The sequence below is a fragment of the Shouchella tritolerans genome (genome assembly GCF_025770735.1).
GTDB classification, from domain to species: Bacteria; Bacillota; Bacilli; order Bacillales; family Bacillaceae_D; genus Shouchella; species Shouchella tritolerans.
Genome location: NZ_JAODPB010000008.1, coordinates 50,222 through 66,441 on the forward strand (window position 1 = coordinate 50,222; position 16,220 = coordinate 66,441).

Sequence of the window (16,220 nt, forward strand, 5' to 3'; positions counted from 1 at the left end):
ACAACGGGCTCGTTTTTAGCCCGTTGTTTTTTTGGGGAATAGGGATTGAAATGATATTCGTAGAAGGAAAATCGAAACATGCAACTAATTAAGACAGGAAGGGTTTGTCGTTTGAAGTGTAAAACCAAATTCTAAAGAAAAAAGTGTAAACACCGACCCTTGTTAGAAAACATAACATGGAGAATTAAAAATGAAGAGGAAATAATAATAAAAGTGTAAAAATTTATTGCTTTATTTTTAAAACTTATGTATCTTAAAAGATATATTTCAATACTTTTGAAAAAGGAGGATGCCGATGGAACAAGTGGTGTTGGAGCTTAAAAATTTGCAAACAACATTCCAGTCTGGCAAAACAGCCGTTCCTGCAGTAGATGGCGTCAGCCTTCATGTCCGAAAAGGGGAAGTGTTAGGGATTGTAGGCGAATCTGGCTGCGGAAAAAGCGTAACGTCGCTATCGATTATGCAGTTAATCCCGAGTCCGCCTGGAAAAATTGCCGGTGGCGAAATCCTCTATAAAGGTGAAAACATTGCCAAGGCAAAGGCCAAGCGAATGAAACGTGTAAGAGGAAAAGAAATTTCAATGATTTTCCAAGAGCCGATGACGTCCCTTAATCCACTCTTTACGATTGGAAACCAACTGATTGAGGCGATTCGCAACCATAACAAAATCAGCAAAAAAGAAGCGCGTGCCAAAGCGATCCAATTAGTACGCGATGTGGGCATACCACGAGCGGAGGAAATCATTCATGAGTATCCCCACCAGCTTTCAGGCGGGATGCGGCAGCGGATTATGATTGCGATGGCGATGTCTTGCGATCCAGAAGTGCTTATTGCTGATGAACCAACAACGGCGCTCGATGTCACGATACAAGCGCAAATTCTTGATTTAATGAAATCTTTAAATGAAGAAAAAGGCATGGCGATTTTGCTCATTACCCATGACTTAGGCGTTGTCGCCGATATTTGCCACCGAGTCGTTGTCATGTATGCTGGACAAGTAGTGGAAGAAGGGACTGTGCGGACGATCTTAAAACAGCCGAAACATCCGTATACACAGGGACTTATCCGTTCGCTGCCAAAGCTAACAGAACGAAAACAGCAATTGTATTCGATTCCAGGCACTGTCCCACAGCCAGGGACCATTGAACAAGGTTGCCGCTTTGCTGAACGATGCGAATTTGCTTTCGAGGCTTGTTTTCAGAAAAGTCCAGCGCTTCTTGAACTAGAGAACGGCCATGCTTGCCGTTGTTTGCTATACGAAGGAGGCAACGAAGATGCCGGCTAAGCCGATTTTGGAAGTAAAGCAGTTAAAAACGTATTTTTCAATTAATGGCGGCGTATTTTCCAGAAAAATCGGAGAAGTGAAAGCAGTAGATGGCGTCACCTTTTCGGTCAGTGAAGGCGAAATTTTAGGAATTGTTGGCGAATCAGGCTGCGGAAAGTCAACGACGGGAAAGTCCATTTTGCGCTTAATCGAGCCGACAGAAGGGGAGGTCGTTTTTAACGGTCAAAAAGTGACAGCTTTGCCTGCTGAAGATGTACGGAAATTGCGCCGAGATATGCAAATGATTTTCCAAGATCCGTATGCGTCCCTTAATCCACGGCACACAGTGGAAAAAATCATCAGCGAGCCTTTAAAAGTACACGGCATTGGCACGAAGGAAGAACAAAAACAGAAAGTCGTAGAGCTTCTAGAAACGGTGGGCTTGCGTCCAGAACATGCAAAGCGTTACCCTCATCAGTTTAGCGGCGGCCAACGCCAGCGGATTGGGATTGCCAGGGCGCTAGCGGTAAACCCAAAACTCGTGATTTGTGACGAGCCTGTTTCCGCATTAGACGTTTCGGTGCAGTCACAAATTTTAAATTTAATGGAACGATTAAAAGACGAATTTAAGCTTACATATTTGTTTATTGCCCATGATTTAAGCGTCGTAAAGCATATCAGTGACCGCGTCGGTGTGATGTACCTTGGGCGGCTCGTCGAATTGGCCGACAAAGACACGTTATATGAGATGCCAAAGCATCCGTATACAAAAGCATTATTGTCGGCCGTTCCCGTTCCTGACCCAGACATTAAGAATGAACGGATTGTCCTTACTGGCGATGTGCCAAGCCCGTCAAATCCGCCAAGTGGCTGTACGTTCCACACGCGCTGCCCCTCGTGTATGGACATATGCAAAACAAAAACGCCTGTTTGGCGTGACGTCGGCAATGGCCAGTTTACAGCGTGCCATTTGTACAATGAAACCAACGAAAAGGAGATGAGCAAATGAAAAAAGCAAAAATGCCTCTTTTCTCTGCGGCGTTGTTAGCCGTCTTTGCCCTTGGTGCATGCGGAGGCAATGAGACAGGCACAGATGGAAATGGAACTGGCGAACAAAACAACAGCGGCGGTGAAGAAAGCAGCAGCGGGGGCACGCTTATTTTTGCCCGAGGCGGCGACTCGCAAAGCCTTGATTATGCTTCGGTTACAGACGGGGAATCGTCCCGTGTGACCAAACAAATTTATGAAACGCTGATTGAATTTGCCGATGATTCATTTGAACTGGAGCCAGGGCTTGCCAAAGATTGGGACGTTGATGACGATGGGCTCCGTTATGTGTTCTATTTGCAAGAAGGCGTTACGTTTCACGATGGCACGCCATTTAACGCTGATGCGGTGAAAACAAATTTTGAGCGCTGGGCTGACCCAGACCATGAATATGCCTTTACTGATGAAGGGTACAGTTACAGTGTATACGGTACCCAGTTCGGCGGTTTTAAAGACGATGAAGGCCATGTGATTGAGGAAATTAACGTTATAAATGATTATGAAGTCGAGTTTATCCTGTCCAAACCCCTTGGTTCATTTTTACAAAACATGGGAATGAGCTATTTTGCAATCACATCTCCAGCAGCCCTTGAAGAATATGGTGCTGACATTGATGAAAATCCAGTTGGTACAGGGCCGTTCAAATTTGTCAGTTGGACAAAAGATGCGAGCATTGTCCTCGAAAAAAATGAAGATTACTGGCAGGATGGCTTGCCAAAACTAGATGGCGTCACTTTCCAAGTGATACCTGATAACTCAGCGCGCTTAACGGCGCTCCAATCTGGTGAAATTGATTTAATGGATGGCCTTGCCCCTGATGATGCCGCCATGATTGAAGGGCAAGCGGGATTGACAACGTTTGAGCGGACGCCAAACAACGTTGGCTATCTAGGCTTCAATATAGAAAAGGAGCCATTTGATGATGTCCGCGTGCGCCAGGCGATTAACCACGCCATTGATAAAAATGAAATTATTCATAATATTTACGGTGGATTGGCGGAGCCGGCTGCCAATGCTGTACCGAAAGATTACCTTGGGCACAATGATGACGTTGTCGCCTATGAATACGACATGGATCAAGCAAAAGAATTGCTCGAAGAAGCTGGTTATGGCGATGGGTTTGAATTTGATTTGTGGACGATGCCAGTGAGCCGCCCTTACATGCCTGATCCTGAACAAGCAGCGGTGGTGATCCAAGATGCCCTGAGTGAATTAAACATTACCGCTAATATCGTCACAAAAGAATGGGCAACGTACCTGGAGGAAATCGAGCTTGGCTATCAAGATATGTTCATGCTTGGCTGGTCTGGCGTTAATGGTGACCCTGATTACTTCCTCGGCAGCTTGTTGTCTACAGACGGCATTCCTGGCAGCAACCAAATGTTTTTTAGCAACGAGGAAGTCGATGCCTTGTTAGCAGAAGCAAAGACGACGATTGATCCAGACGAGCGGGCCGCATTGTACGAAGAAGCGCAATTGATCATTCATGAAGAAGCGCCAATGGTGCCTCTTGTCCACGCCATTCCTGCGCTCGCTGGAGTCGACACCATTTCCGGCTATGTTCCGCATCCGTCAACAAGCGAGAGCTTGAAACATGTAGAAATTTCAAACTAGCCTACTGCAGGCAGCAGACAATTCCCTGCTGCCTGTCTTTATTCAATAAAATGAGGTGATGTCGATGTTGGCGTACGCGATCCGCCGGGTACTTTTGCTTATACCGGTTCTCTTTGGCATGACGCTTGTGACGTTTTCGATTATCCAGCTTATTCCTGGAAACCCAGCGCAAACGATTTTAGGGGAACAAGCAACGCCACAAGCGATTGCAGCACTTGAAGAACAGCTTGGCTTAAATGAGCCATTTTGGGTGCAATATGGCGTTTACATATCCGATTTGCTATCAGGCGACTTAGGGGTTTCCCTTAGAACGAATAATGACATTGCCCAAGAAATGTGGCCGTATTTGGCCGGGACATTAGAGTTAACGGTATTTGCAATGTTGTTTGCGATTTTTGTTGGCGTCAACGCAGGGATTATTAGCGCCTGGAAGCAAAACTCGATTTTTGACTATACAAGCATGGTTGTCGCACTGATTGGCGTTTCTATGCCCGTCTTCTGGCTTGCTTTAATGGAACAATGGTTTTTTGCCCAGGAGCTTGGCTGGTTTCCGGCTTTTGGCCGCAACAATCCTCGTGAACCAGTTGAAGCGATTACGCACCTGTATATTTTAGATGCAGCATTGACCGGAAATTGGCAGCAATTGGGGACGACGCTTAAACACTTAGTCTTGCCGATGGTTGCCCTTGGCACCATTCCGATGGCGATTATTGCGAGGATGACCCGTTCAAGCATGCTTGAAGTGCTCCGGTCTGATTATATTCGCACCGTCCAAGCGAAAGGGTCGAACCAGTCTGTTGTCATCTACAAACATGCTTTAAAAAACGCCTTTATTCCTGTCATCACAGTCGTCGGTTTACAAGCGGGCACCCTTTTAGGTGGTGCCATTTTAACGGAAACGATATTCAGTTGGCCAGGCATTGGACGCTACATTTATGACGCTATTTCATATCGGGATTATCCAGTCATTCAATCAGGAATTCTTGTGATCGCCTTCATTTTTGTATGTATCAATTTAGTGGTTGATTTGCTTTATGCCGCCATTGACCCGCGGATTAAATATGATTAGGGGGGACCGGATGTGGAAACGGAAACGCAGTTAGCAACAAGCCCATCTCCCAAGCGTCCAGAAAAAAAGGACAACAAAGAAAAGTCTCCATGGGCGACTATGATTGTTCAGCTAATCGAACATAAACTATCTTTAATTGGTTTAATCATTATTACCTGTTTTCTATTACTCGCATTGCTGGCTCCTTATTTAACGCCGTATTCTTTTGCCGAAACCAATTCGTCGATTCGGTTATTGCCCCCTTCGGGCGATCATTGGTTTGGCACGGACGATCTCGGCCGCGACGTGTTTACAAGGGTCGCTTATGGAGCGCGGATTTCCCTTTTGATCGGTTTTTTCGCCGTCACTGGCGCAATGGTTGTCGGTACGCTGCTCGGACTAATTGCAGGCTTTTACGGAAAGTGGGTTGATATGCTTCTTTCCCGTGTCTTTGATGTGATGCTTGCTTTTCCGAGCATTTTGCTGGCGATTGCGATTGTTGCCATTCTTGGCCCGTCGCTTTCCAACGCGATGCTAGCGATTGCGATTATTAATGTACCGATCTTTGCACGCCTTGTACGGTCTAAAGTCATCAGCCTTAAACAGGAAGAGTTCGTAATGGCGGCCCGTGCCCAAGGAATGAAAAACGGCCGTTTGCTGTTTCACCATATTCTCCCGAACAGCATGGCGCCAATCATTGTCCAGGCGACATTGGGATTTGGCGTCGCCATTATTGAAGCGGCCGCACTTGGCTTTCTCGGCATGGGGGCGAGTCCGCCGACGCCAGAGTGGGGCAAAATGCTTGCTGATTCAAGAGGCTACATTCAAAACGCCTACTGGTCTGTCCTTTTCCCAGGTTTGTCGATTATGCTAGTCGTGCTTGGCTTTAACATGGTAGGCGATGGGTTGCGTGATGCATTGGACCCGAAAATGAAGCGGAAATAAGGAGGCGTTAACACTGAAATCATCCGTATATATCGTTCGGCATGCCGAGGCAACTGGGCAACAGCCCGATGCTCCCTTAACAGAGAAGGGGGAAAGCGATGCTGAGCGCTTAGCTAATTTTTTTCATCGAAAAGGCATTAAACATATCGTTTCAAGCCCATTTGCCCGTGCAGTGGCGACCGCTAAACCAACCGCAGAAAAATTAGCGCTTCGTGTAAAGCAAGACCAACGTTTGCAGGAACGGGTTTTATGCGGAAAACCGGTAGACAATTGGTTGGAATTGTTAGAGAGCAGTTTTCAAGATATGGACAAACAATGGCAAGGCGGCGAGTCATCCAATCAGGCAAAAAAGCGAATTTTGACCGTTGTGGAGGAAGCCGCACAAACACTAGAACCAACCGTTATTGTTAGTCATGGAAACCTAATTTCGTTGCTGTTGCATGCAGTCAATCCACAGTTTGGTTTCCAGCAATGGAAAGACATGCAGTGCCCCGAAGTTTTTCACGTGGATCTACGAAGTCAAACGATCGAAAAAATGGATATTTCCTAGAAAAAAACAAGCCAGCTTGTAATGCCATTGTGCTTCCAAGCTGGCTCGTTCTCTTAAAAAATAAAGCTACTCTTTCCGGGCATCATTTGCTATAATGACCTGACGAACGTTCGGAAGGTGGGGTGGGAGTGACAGCAAAAGATATTAAATCAGCCGCATTTAAATTTTTTTCACGGCATGGCTATGAAGGCGCGTCGTTGTCGCAAATCGCCCATGAAGCGGGGATAAAGAAACAGAGCATTTACACGCATTTTGACGGAAAAGATGATTTGTTTATGCAAGTCGTTCATGATGTGGCTGAGTTGGAATTGGACATGAAAACGAAGCTGCTCAAGGACTTCCAAGACGAGGCATTTGAACAACAGCTTTTTCGTTATGTGTCTGAACATAAACGACTTGTTGAAGAGGATGAACGGTTTTTCTTTTGGTTGCGAATTTCGTTTTTTCCGCCCGTTCATCTTTATGATGCAGTTGAGGAAATCTTTATGCGCAATGAGGAGCAAATTGAAAGGCTGATCCATCAGTTGTTTGCTAAAGCGATAAAGGCGAAACGAATCGGGAGCCAAAACCCGGAAACGCCGACACTTGCTTTTATGGCATTGTTGGATGCTTTGGCTATTGAGCTCGTATATGGGGCAGACAAAGAAAGAATCAAGAAAAAGACGGCTGCTGGCTGGGCCGTTTTTTGGCGAGGAATTATGGCAGGTGAAGACATGTGAGTACACAACATACACAAAATCCTTTAGACACGCAACCAGTAGGAAAAATATTCCTCCGTTATTTAATCCCATCATTAGTTGGGATGATTTTAATGGCTGTCAACTTGGCGGTTGATGGAATTATGGTTGGAAATAAATTGGGCCCAGTTGCCCTTGCTGGCGTTAATATTGCTGGTCCTGTATACACCGTGTTTGTCGCAATGTCCCTTTGGCTTGGTATAGGTGGCGCGACCATGTACTCTCAGAGTATGGGACAAAAAGAGCCGGAGCGTGCCCGGTTTATTTTTACCCACTCCCTAGTCTTAATTGGGTCTGGCACGCTTATCATTGGCTTAATTGCTTGGATGTTCCATGAACCGCTTGTTTATGCGCTAGGCGCAAATAATGAAACGGCTCCGTTTGCCGCCGATTATATGAATGTATTTTTAGTGTTTGGCTTTGTTTTTACATTGGAAAATGCGTTTAGTATTTTTGTACGCAATGACGGCAATCCGAACTTGGCGATGGCAGCGCTTGTGACAACTGCTTGTTCCAATGTAGGGATCAACTATATGATTTTATACGTGTTTGATATGGGTGTTCGTGAAATTGCTTTTGGCACGATTTTGGCGGCAACATTAGGGTTGCTTGTGCTCACTTCCCATTTTTTTACGAAAAAAAGCAATCTCAAACTTGTTAAATTTACATTTGAAAAGCCTTTAATGGTCAAAGCGTTTACGCTTGGCTTCCCAAGTTTTCTTGCTGAAGTAGGCATTTCCGTATTTACCATTTCACATAACATTATGTTTGCCCGTTTGGCAGGCACAGTGGGCGTAGCGGCTTTTTCTGTTTTAAATTATGTTCACGGCGTCATGTTGCTCATGTTCTTAGGGATGGGATCGGCAATTCAGCCGATCATTAGCTACTTCCATGGAGCAGAGGAAGCTGCGAAAAAACGGGCGATTATGCGAATCGCTATAAGGACCGCTTTTATCGCCGGCGCGGCTTGCTTCTTGGTTGGCCAAGTGGCAGCTACCCCGATTGTCCATTTATTTGGGGATTTTCCGACTGAAGTAAAGGAAATGGCTACCCTTGGGATACGTTTGTTTTTCATCGCTTATTTTGTTATGGGTATCAATTTTGTCTTAATGAGTTATTTTCAATCAATTGGTTCTGTGGCAGTAGCGACGTGGATTACCGCAGGGAGAGAGATTCTGTTTATGCTGCTGTTTCTCCTTACAGTCCCGTTTGTGTTTGGCGCCAATGCGATTTGGCTGTCCATTCCGTTCGCTGAACTAGCGGTATTGACATTTATCTTCGTTTATTTAAAGCGGAACCGGATTGTTTTTAGGGAGGATAGAGGACTTTAAAAAGCGCGTATATAAGCGAATGTCATCGTTCAGTCGACGCCATTGGATGTTCAAAAAGAGTGCATAAAAAACGCTGATAACCGTCTTCGCTATCTTAGACGTTATCAGCGTTTTTTCGCTTTCTTCAAGAGATCCGTGGAGTATTTAATTTCGTCTATTTTTTGCGTGGTCTGTAACAGCGTGAACCGCACGTTGAAGCATCGCGGAAAATTGGTCATTGCCAAGGGAAATAAGCCCTGCTTCAGTCGCACCGCCAGGCGTCGTCACTTGGTCGCGCAGTTCTTGCGGGGGAGAGCCCGTTTCCAACATCTTTATGCTGCCAGCAAGCATCGTTTCCACCAAATGTCGTGCTTGTTTATCGGTGATGCCAAAGGATAGAGCCATTTTTTCAAGTTGCAGCGCGAATTCATAGACAAAAGCTGGCGCACTGCCTGTAATGGCGGTCAAATTATGAATTTGCTCTTCCGAAAGCTCTTCCCCTGCTCCGATGGCGTGTACAATCTCTTTCACTAGCAGCTTTTGCTTCCCAGATACGTTTTTCCCGAATGCGTAAAGGCTGATCGATGCGCCAACTTGTGCGGCGGTATTCGGCATAATCCATGCCGCCGCTGTTCCTTCCGGCAATTGTGCTTCCATGTCACTCGGCCCAATCCCAGCGGCAACAGTGATGATTAGTTGGTCGCGAATCATAGGGGCCAACTCGGAAAAGACTTCTCCATGGGCAGACGGGGGCATCGCTAACAGAAGGACATCTGCCTTTGCGGCAATCGATGCATGCTTGTCAACTGGCGTAATGGCATAACGCTGTGCTAGCTCGCCTAGGCGTTCTTTGTTTGTGCGATTGGTGACATAAATTGAGTCAAATGGTTGCTTAGGCTGGCGCAACAACCCGGAAAAAATCGCTTCAGCCATGCGGCCAGCGCCAATAAATAAAATCGATGGCAACGTTTATCCCCCTAAAAAGAATCATGCATATTAGTTAATTTGGCACCGGTCTCAGTCTTGGCTAACAAGCGTCAATCTGAAAATTACACGACTTTTTTGCGCAGTGCGCTAGAAATTAAATCAATAATCAATACAAATACGACTAAGCCAATCAAAATAATGCCGACACGGTCCCAACTTCTGCCTTGGATGGCAAATAAAAGCGGCGTGCCAATCCCTCCAGCAGCTACCACTCCAAGTGTCGAAGCCGAGCGCATATTGATTTCAAATCGATACAATGTCGCAGAAATAAAGCCAGGTAACACTTGGGGCACGACTGCGAACCAAAGGATTTGCAATTTGTTTGCCCCAGCAGCAACGAGCGCTTCTGAAGGACCAGGATCAATCGATTCAATTTCTTCGGCATATAATTTGCCGAGCATGCCAACGGCGCTAAAGCCAAGGGCGAGCATTCCAGCGTACGGGCCAGGACCTACAATCGCAATAAAGAGCAACGCCATCACCATATCAGGGAATGTGCGGAAAAAGCTCAAAAAGGACTTTCCAGATCCTGAGACAATTCGCTTTACGCTCAAGTTTCTCGCTGCCCAAAATGCAATCGGAAAAGAAAGAACAACAGAGAGGCTAATGCCAACAAGAGCAATGGCAAATGTTTCAAGCAAATTTGAGATTAAATCGACTTCGCCTGCACGGTATACATAAGACCAATCAGGGTTTAAAAATCCGTCCATGATCGCGCCTGTAATCACCCAGGCATTTTTCGTAATTCCGCTATAATCAATGCCGCTAAAGCCCCAAATGTAAATGAGTAACAGCCCAAGAATAATCGCGGCTGATTTGATCCGCTGCTTTTTTGGCTTTTCGATTGTGCTTCTTAAATCACTCATATGAGACGCTCCCGAATTTTTAAGCTAATAAAATCGATCAGCAATACAACTAAGAATGTATAAAGGATCAACGCCAATACTTGGTCAAAATTGTAAAAACCGATTGCCTGTTTGTATAAAAGTCCAATTCCTCCAGCTCCAACTAACCCTAAAATGGCAGCGGCACGGACATTAATTTCAAATGTATATAGAACATATGACGTAAATTGAGGCAACACTTGCGGAACGACCCCAAATACGATCCATTGGATTTTGTTAGCGCCAACCGATGTCATCGATTCCAATGGCCCCTGATCGATGTTTTCCACCGCTTCAAATGAAAGCTTGGCGATGATCCCGATCGAAAAGATGCTAAGCGCTACGACACCGGCTAATGTGTTGAAACCAAGAATAGCGGCAAAGATCGCTGCGAGCAACAAATCTGGCACTGTCCGCAGCATATTCAAGAGAATCCGGGCAGGTTGGTAAATCCAAGGCGTATTGACAATATTGTGTGCGCATAGGAATAAAATCGGGATGGAGATGATTCCTCCTATCGTCGTACCAATTAACGCCATCCGGATCGTATCAAGCATCGCCTGCGTCGCATTTATAAAAAAAGTCATGTCCGGTGGAAACATTTTAAAGACGAGTTCAAGCACATTTTGCCACTTGCTTAAAATAATGACCGGGTTTGCATCAATATACCAAGCGCTCGCGCCTATCAGGGCAAATAACAGCAACAATGTCATATAAAGCTTTGTTCGGGGGGGTTTATTGACTGGCAGGTTCGCTTGCTGGCTCATGCAATTCCTCCCCTAAGAGCTCGTCCTCTTGAATCGGACGCCCGTAAATTTCAGCAAATTTCTCGTCAGTTGCCTCTGAGACAGGGCCGTCAAATACGATTTCACCAGCACGGAGGCCAATAATCCGTGTCGCATACTCACGGGCCAAATCGATGAAATGCAAGTTGACAATCGTTGTAATTTTGTCTTCCTTATTAATTCGTTTTAAATCGTCCATAACTTGTTTCGTTGTTAATGGGTCGAGAGAAGCGGTTGGTTCGTCTGCTAAAATGACGCTTGGTTCTTGTGCTAGGGCTCTAGCGATCGCTACACGTTGTTGTTGGCCGCCAGACAAATCACTTGCTCGGGAATAGGCTTTTTCAAGGATATTCACACGGTTGAGCGCTTGCAGGGCAAGCTCGATATCCTGCTTAGGGAACAAATTTAAAACGGTCCGCAATGTTCCATGGTAACCGACACGGCCTGACAGCACGTTGCGCAATACAGAGGAACGTTTTACGAGATTAAAGCTCTGAAAAATCATCGCCGTTCTTTGCCGTATTTGCCGCAATTCTTTCCCTTTTGCTTTCGTAATCGATTGGCCGTCAATGAGAATTTCCCCATCAGAAATTTCATTTAAGCGGTTAACGGAACGAAGCAATGTCGATTTTCCCGCCCCAGATAGGCCAACAACGACGACAAATTCGCCTCGCTCAATCGTTAAGTTAATATTTTTTAAGCCTTTCGTACCGTTTGGATACGTTTTCGATACATTTTTTATTTCTATCATCGGCATCCCAACTCTCTTATAAACTGATATGATAGGGAAATGGCAATACAATACATAAGTGGAGAGCCCGCAAGGCGGACTCTCGCTATGAATAAATGAAAATAAAGTTATATTTATACTTATGGTTGTTGGATTCGTTCCGCATAATCACGGACGACGTCAAAATTGCTGTCCTCTGAACGCTCGTACCCTTCGTGGGAATAAATGTCAAAAATGATTTGGCGACCTTCTGGATCTTCGCCGATATCAATAAAGGCATCAGCAATTTTGTCTCGCCACTCTTGAGACAGATCAGAGCGAACGGAAACCGTATCATTCGGAATATCTTCTGTTAAAGCTACAACTCGGGTTTGCTCCCACACATCAGGGAATTCTTCTTTGATCGTATTACGTGCATCTTGGAAAGTTACGGCTGCGTCGACTTCGCCATTGAGAAGAGCAATAAGCGCAGCATCGTGCCCTTGAAATTCGACGCCATTTACGTCATTTTGCGGGTCAATGCCTGCGTCAAGCAAAGAAGCTGCTGGCCATACGTATCCTGCTGAGGAAGTGGCGCCTTGGAAAGCGATTGTTTTGCCTTCTAAATCTTCAAGCGACTCGATATCAGAGTCTGCCATCACAACGAATTGAGATTTGTACGAGCCAACCAGTTCGTCCGTTGGCGATCCGTCCTCTTCATTTACGCCATAGCGCAATGATTGGAGCAGTACATCTGCATAGCCTTCTTCATTGGCTGTTACATAGGCATTTGGCGGCAAGAAACCGACATCAATCGTTTTTGAACCCATGGCTGTTACAACAGATGGATAGTCTGTCGACACAGACACTTCTACGTCAATATCTAGCCTTTCTGAGAGCAGCTCTTCTAGCGGCGCTGCAATCACATCAAGATTTTCAGCGTTTTGTGATGGAACAAATTGCACTTTTAGAACATCTGTTGGCGAATAGCCGTCTTCACTGTCGCCTCCGTTACCTGCGTTCGTGTCATTTCCGCCGCACGCGGCAAGAACAAGTGCAGTAACAGCTACAAGTGACGAGCCAAAAACTTTCTTTTTCAATGTGATTGTCCCCCTAATTATTCATTAAAAATGTAGCTTTCTCGATAATTGTAGAATTTGTTTGTGAAACCGTCAAGAATCGTTTTTTCGACAATGAGTGCGATTGTGGCGTTAAGAAAGCTGGAGTAAGAGGCATGTAGCCACTTTTTTGGTTGTTCAATGGCTGTTCGACAAGAATACGGCAAAAGTCCTGTTATGTCTGGTATCAGCCTCCTAATCTACATATCTTTTTACAAAAGCAAACCCCATTTCATTATAGAGGAAAAGCAAAGACGGATTTTATAGAATCGATGTTTTTATTGTAAACATGCCTTAAAAAAGAATGGAAGATCATTAGACAACATACAAAAAACCTTCACCAAAAGAGCGAATCTTCGGTGAAGGTTTCCATATAATGGGATATTTATTTTTGGCACTTGAACTATATAAAGCTTACCAAAACGAAAAGAAAAAGTCTATTCTTTTTTTTCGTTTTTCGCGAAAATAGAGAAGAACTTTTATGAGGAGTGATACGATGTCCATATTTGAAGCCGAAGAGACGCAGTTGCAAACAACGCTTGCCCAACTGGATGAATTAGGTGACAAGTTGGAGCAGATGCCGCGCTACCGCGGTAGCGATTTTACGGAACAAGTGCTGGAAGATAGGCGTGAACATCTCCGTACAGCCCTTCATTCAGCTAGACAAGAACCGTATTTTGGCAGGCTCGACTTTTGTGAGTGGGACCAGGAAACAAAAGCGCTCTATATTGGGAAAGTCGGCGTTCACGATGAAGACAGCGGCGATCCGTTAGTGATTGATTGGCGCGCTCCAGTTGCTTCGCTGTTTTATTCGTTTACGGGAAGTGAAGAAGATGTTTTTTATCAATCACCGGAAGGCGTTGTCGAGGGTGAAATTTTGCTGAAACGAAACATTGTCATCCGAAATCGTCTTCTACAGCGTGTTGTTGACAGCTATGGGAAAGGCCAAGAAATGAGCGGCGGGGATGAATTTCTGTTATATAAGTTAAGCGAGCAAAAAGACAACAAATTGAAAGACATTGTCGCGACCATTCAAGCAGAACAAAACGCGATTATTCGCCATGCAATAAAAGAACCGCTTATTATCCAAGGAGCTGCTGGAAGCGGGAAAACGACAGTCGCTTTGCATCGCCTTGCCTATTTGTTGTATGAATTTCGAGAGCAGTTGCGGGCTGAAAAAATGGTGATTTTTGCGCCAAACGCGATGTTTCTCGATTATATTTCACACGTCTTGCCAGAGCTCGGAGTAGGGACGATTGCCCAAAGTACATTTGCCAACTGGGGGTTGTCGGTGCTTGGTTCTTCTTATCGGCTTTCTGACACTAAAAACCGCTTGGCCAATCAATTTGAAGCCAAACTTGATCGGCAGTCAGAAGATGTGCTTGCGTATAAAGGTTCGCTTGCATGTCAAAAGCAACTGCGTCATTTTATCGATGCCTATGTGGGGGAGAGGGTGCCGAAAAAAGATTTTTGCCCATGGGATGGCTGCGTGCTGAACAAAGAAACAATAAAACAGTGGGTTGAGCAAGATTTTGCCGCTTCGCCGCCAATGAAACGGCGAGAACGCCTCCATGCCCGGGCCAAACGATGGATTGAGATCGAAGCAAAGCGCTTTGAAGACAAAAAAGAACAACAGGCTTTTAAGTCAGAGGCGCTTAAGCGTTTGCGCTCCTTTCTTTCCTACTGGCCAAAGCCTGATCTCGCTAAGTTGTACACCGCTTTCTTAAAACAACAGCAACTGCCTGTACCTGCTAGACTGAAAGAGAAGCGGTTAGGTTATGCAGATATAGCACCACTTGTTTATATGCATCAGCAGCTTTACGGTATTGAGCGTGATGCTCGCTTCGACCATGTCGTTATCGATGAAGCACAAGATGTCTCCCCTTTTATGCTAGCTGTTCTAAAAGAGCGAACGCGTTCAGGAGGGTTTACGATTTTAGGGGATCTAGCTCAAGGGATTCACGGGGACGAAGGGATTTCCGACTGGGCTGCCTTTGAAGAGGTATTTACCAATAACGTTTCCTATGTACAGATGGAACGGAGTTACCGGTCAACAATGGAAATTATTGAATTTTCGAACCGGATTCTTCAACAAATGGCTTTCGCTCCTGCGCCCGCAAAACCTGTTTTTCGCAGCGGGCAAGACGTTGTTGTTGAACAGAAGTCCGAGGAACATGTTGCGCAATGGGTAAGCGCGATGCAGGATAAACAAACACACACCATTGCTATTCTTACACGTACGGAAAAAGCAAGCAAAGCCATTTGCAGGCAGCTACAAGCAACGGGTCTTGATGCCCATTTGCTTACAGCGGGAGGAGAAAGGTATGAGGGCGGCATTTCTGTTTTGCCTGTTTATCTTTCAAAAGGGTTTGAATTTGATGCTGTCTTGCTAGCTGATGTGACAAACGACCATTACCCTTGTGATGAACTCCATAAAAAACTATTGTATGTTGGCTGCACACGGGCCCTTCATGAATTGACTGTCTGGTATGACGGTGAGTTGTCCCCGATCTTGGCTACTGGATTGTAAAAAAGCCGACACCTCGTCTTTTTTACTGGATATATTTCAGTAGGAAAGCAGGTGTCTAGCTCATTTTTCGGATGTTCATACACGATTCTCCTATTAGTGGCGACAGCCGTCCTAGTTAAAAGTAAAGAGCTGCCAGTTTCCGAACGTTTTTTGCTAAATTTGGAGACGATAAAGATAAATTTACATAGTTTCTAAGTGCTAGCCGTTGTATACTTAAGAAAAGTGTCAAATAACGTCGAGCTGTTTGGTTAAGCGACTATTTCTTTCGTTCAAAGCTAGATTTGCAATGGGGAGTGACTTTAGTGAACGCAAAGTTTGTGAAAATCCTTTCAGCCGTTTTTGTGGTCGGTGTAGTAGGAGCTGTTTTAATTGCCATGTCGGCAGGGGCATAGTTTAGTAGGCAAAAAAATCTTACCGTTGTTCGTCGCAGCGTAAACTTTCTGTGGGATCTCCCCAGAAAGTTTTTTATTTCTAGGGAGATCGGGCATACAAACAGTTTAGCCAAGTCGAACTTTCGCTTCCTATTCAAGTAACCACACGGAAGATCGGAGGCTATGACAGAGCCAGTACGTTCTGTCTGAGGGGATCTCGAAATACAGATAGGACAAATGAATGGGCGATATTGCTTTCGGCTATAGGATAATATAATAGAACGAAGACAAAAAATAAGCTATGATAGGAAAATAATATAA

The 16,220-nt window shown here is 45.1% G+C and carries 14 protein-coding genes; 9 read left to right on the plus strand and 5 right to left on the minus strand.

Going from position 1 to position 16,220, the window contains the following annotated elements; genetic code table 11:
• Positions 1-295 precede the first annotated feature (295 nt).
• The 8 genes from N6H06_RS19895 to N6H06_RS19930 all read left to right on the plus strand — a co-directional run bounded on the left by N6H06_RS19895 (position 296) and on the right by N6H06_RS19930 (position 8,536).
• On the plus strand, positions 296-1,285 hold the full coding sequence (locus N6H06_RS19895; protein WP_213029372.1) for an ABC transporter ATP-binding protein: 990 nt from the start codon (positions 296-298) through the stop codon (positions 1,283-1,285).
• Complete coding sequence (locus tag N6H06_RS19900; RefSeq protein ID WP_062750066.1) at positions 1,275-2,273, plus strand: ABC transporter ATP-binding protein; 999 nt, start codon at positions 1,275-1,277, stop codon at positions 2,271-2,273. The genes N6H06_RS19895 and N6H06_RS19900 overlap by 11 nt, the downstream gene beginning before the upstream one ends.
• Positions 2,270-3,925, plus strand: a complete 1,656-nt coding sequence (locus N6H06_RS19905; RefSeq protein ID WP_062750065.1) for an ABC transporter substrate-binding protein — start codon at positions 2,270-2,272, stop codon at positions 3,923-3,925. Before N6H06_RS19900 ends, N6H06_RS19905 begins: the two co-directional genes overlap by 4 nt.
• Before the next feature lie 64 nt (positions 3,926-3,989).
• Positions 3,990-4,994 carry an ABC transporter permease gene (locus N6H06_RS19910; protein ID WP_062750064.1) on the plus strand — a complete coding sequence of 335 codons (1,005 nt, stop codon included), beginning with the start codon at positions 3,990-3,992 and terminating at the stop codon, positions 4,992-4,994.
• Positions 4,995-5,006: 12 nt separating this feature from the next.
• Positions 5,007-5,918 carry an ABC transporter permease gene (locus N6H06_RS19915; RefSeq protein WP_062750063.1) on the plus strand — a complete coding sequence of 304 codons (912 nt, stop codon included), beginning with the start codon at positions 5,007-5,009 and terminating at the stop codon, positions 5,916-5,918.
• A 31-nt stretch (positions 5,919-5,949) separates the two neighbouring features.
• A complete protein-coding gene (locus N6H06_RS19920) occupies positions 5,950-6,468 on the plus strand; it encodes a histidine phosphatase family protein (protein WP_238583378.1) in 519 nt (172 codons plus the stop codon).
• Between the two features lie 128 nt (positions 6,469-6,596).
• Positions 6,597-7,187 (plus strand): TetR/AcrR family transcriptional regulator, encoded by a 591-nt coding sequence (locus N6H06_RS19925; RefSeq protein WP_062750061.1) that lies wholly within the window; start codon positions 6,597-6,599, stop codon positions 7,185-7,187.
• Positions 7,184-8,536, plus strand: a complete 1,353-nt coding sequence (locus tag N6H06_RS19930; protein WP_062750060.1) for an MATE family efflux transporter — start codon at positions 7,184-7,186, stop codon at positions 8,534-8,536. The genes N6H06_RS19925 and N6H06_RS19930 overlap by 4 nt, the downstream gene beginning before the upstream one ends.
• Positions 8,537-8,680: 144 nt before the next feature.
• Here the strand turns inward: N6H06_RS19930 and proC are convergent, their stop codons facing one another.
• From proC to phnD, 5 genes are all read right to left on the minus strand, one after another.
• Positions 8,681-9,481, minus strand: a complete 801-nt coding sequence (gene proC / locus N6H06_RS19935; RefSeq protein WP_082808415.1) for a pyrroline-5-carboxylate reductase — start codon at positions 9,479-9,481, stop codon at positions 8,681-8,683.
• An 83-nt stretch (positions 9,482-9,564) separates the two neighbouring features.
• Positions 9,565-10,368 carry a phosphonate ABC transporter, permease protein PhnE gene (gene phnE / locus N6H06_RS19940; protein ID WP_062750059.1) on the minus strand — a complete coding sequence of 268 codons (804 nt, stop codon included), beginning with the start codon at positions 10,366-10,368 and terminating at the stop codon, positions 9,565-9,567.
• The gene (phnE, locus tag N6H06_RS19945; RefSeq protein ID WP_263707807.1) at positions 10,365-11,153 is read right to left on the minus strand and encodes a phosphonate ABC transporter, permease protein PhnE; all 789 of its coding nucleotides are present in this window, start codon (positions 11,151-11,153) and stop codon (positions 10,365-10,367) included. The genes phnE (N6H06_RS19940) and phnE (N6H06_RS19945) overlap by 4 nt, the downstream gene beginning before the upstream one ends.
• The gene (phnC, locus tag N6H06_RS19950) at positions 11,122-11,922 is read right to left on the minus strand and encodes a phosphonate ABC transporter ATP-binding protein (protein WP_062750403.1); all 801 of its coding nucleotides are present in this window, start codon (positions 11,920-11,922) and stop codon (positions 11,122-11,124) included. Before phnC ends, phnE (N6H06_RS19945) begins: the two co-directional genes overlap by 32 nt.
• A gap of 119 nt (positions 11,923-12,041) precedes the next feature.
• Positions 12,042-12,980: a phosphate/phosphite/phosphonate ABC transporter substrate-binding protein gene (phnD, locus tag N6H06_RS19955; protein WP_062750057.1), complete on the minus strand. Its 939-nt coding sequence runs from the start codon at positions 12,978-12,980 to the stop codon at positions 12,042-12,044.
• A 514-nt stretch (positions 12,981-13,494) separates the two neighbouring features.
• On the opposite strand from phnD, the gene N6H06_RS19960 reads away from it, so the two are divergent.
• The gene (locus N6H06_RS19960) at positions 13,495-15,528 is read left to right on the plus strand and encodes a HelD family protein (protein WP_263707808.1); all 2,034 of its coding nucleotides are present in this window, start codon (positions 13,495-13,497) and stop codon (positions 15,526-15,528) included.
• The last annotated feature ends 692 nt before the right edge of the window (positions 15,529-16,220 follow it).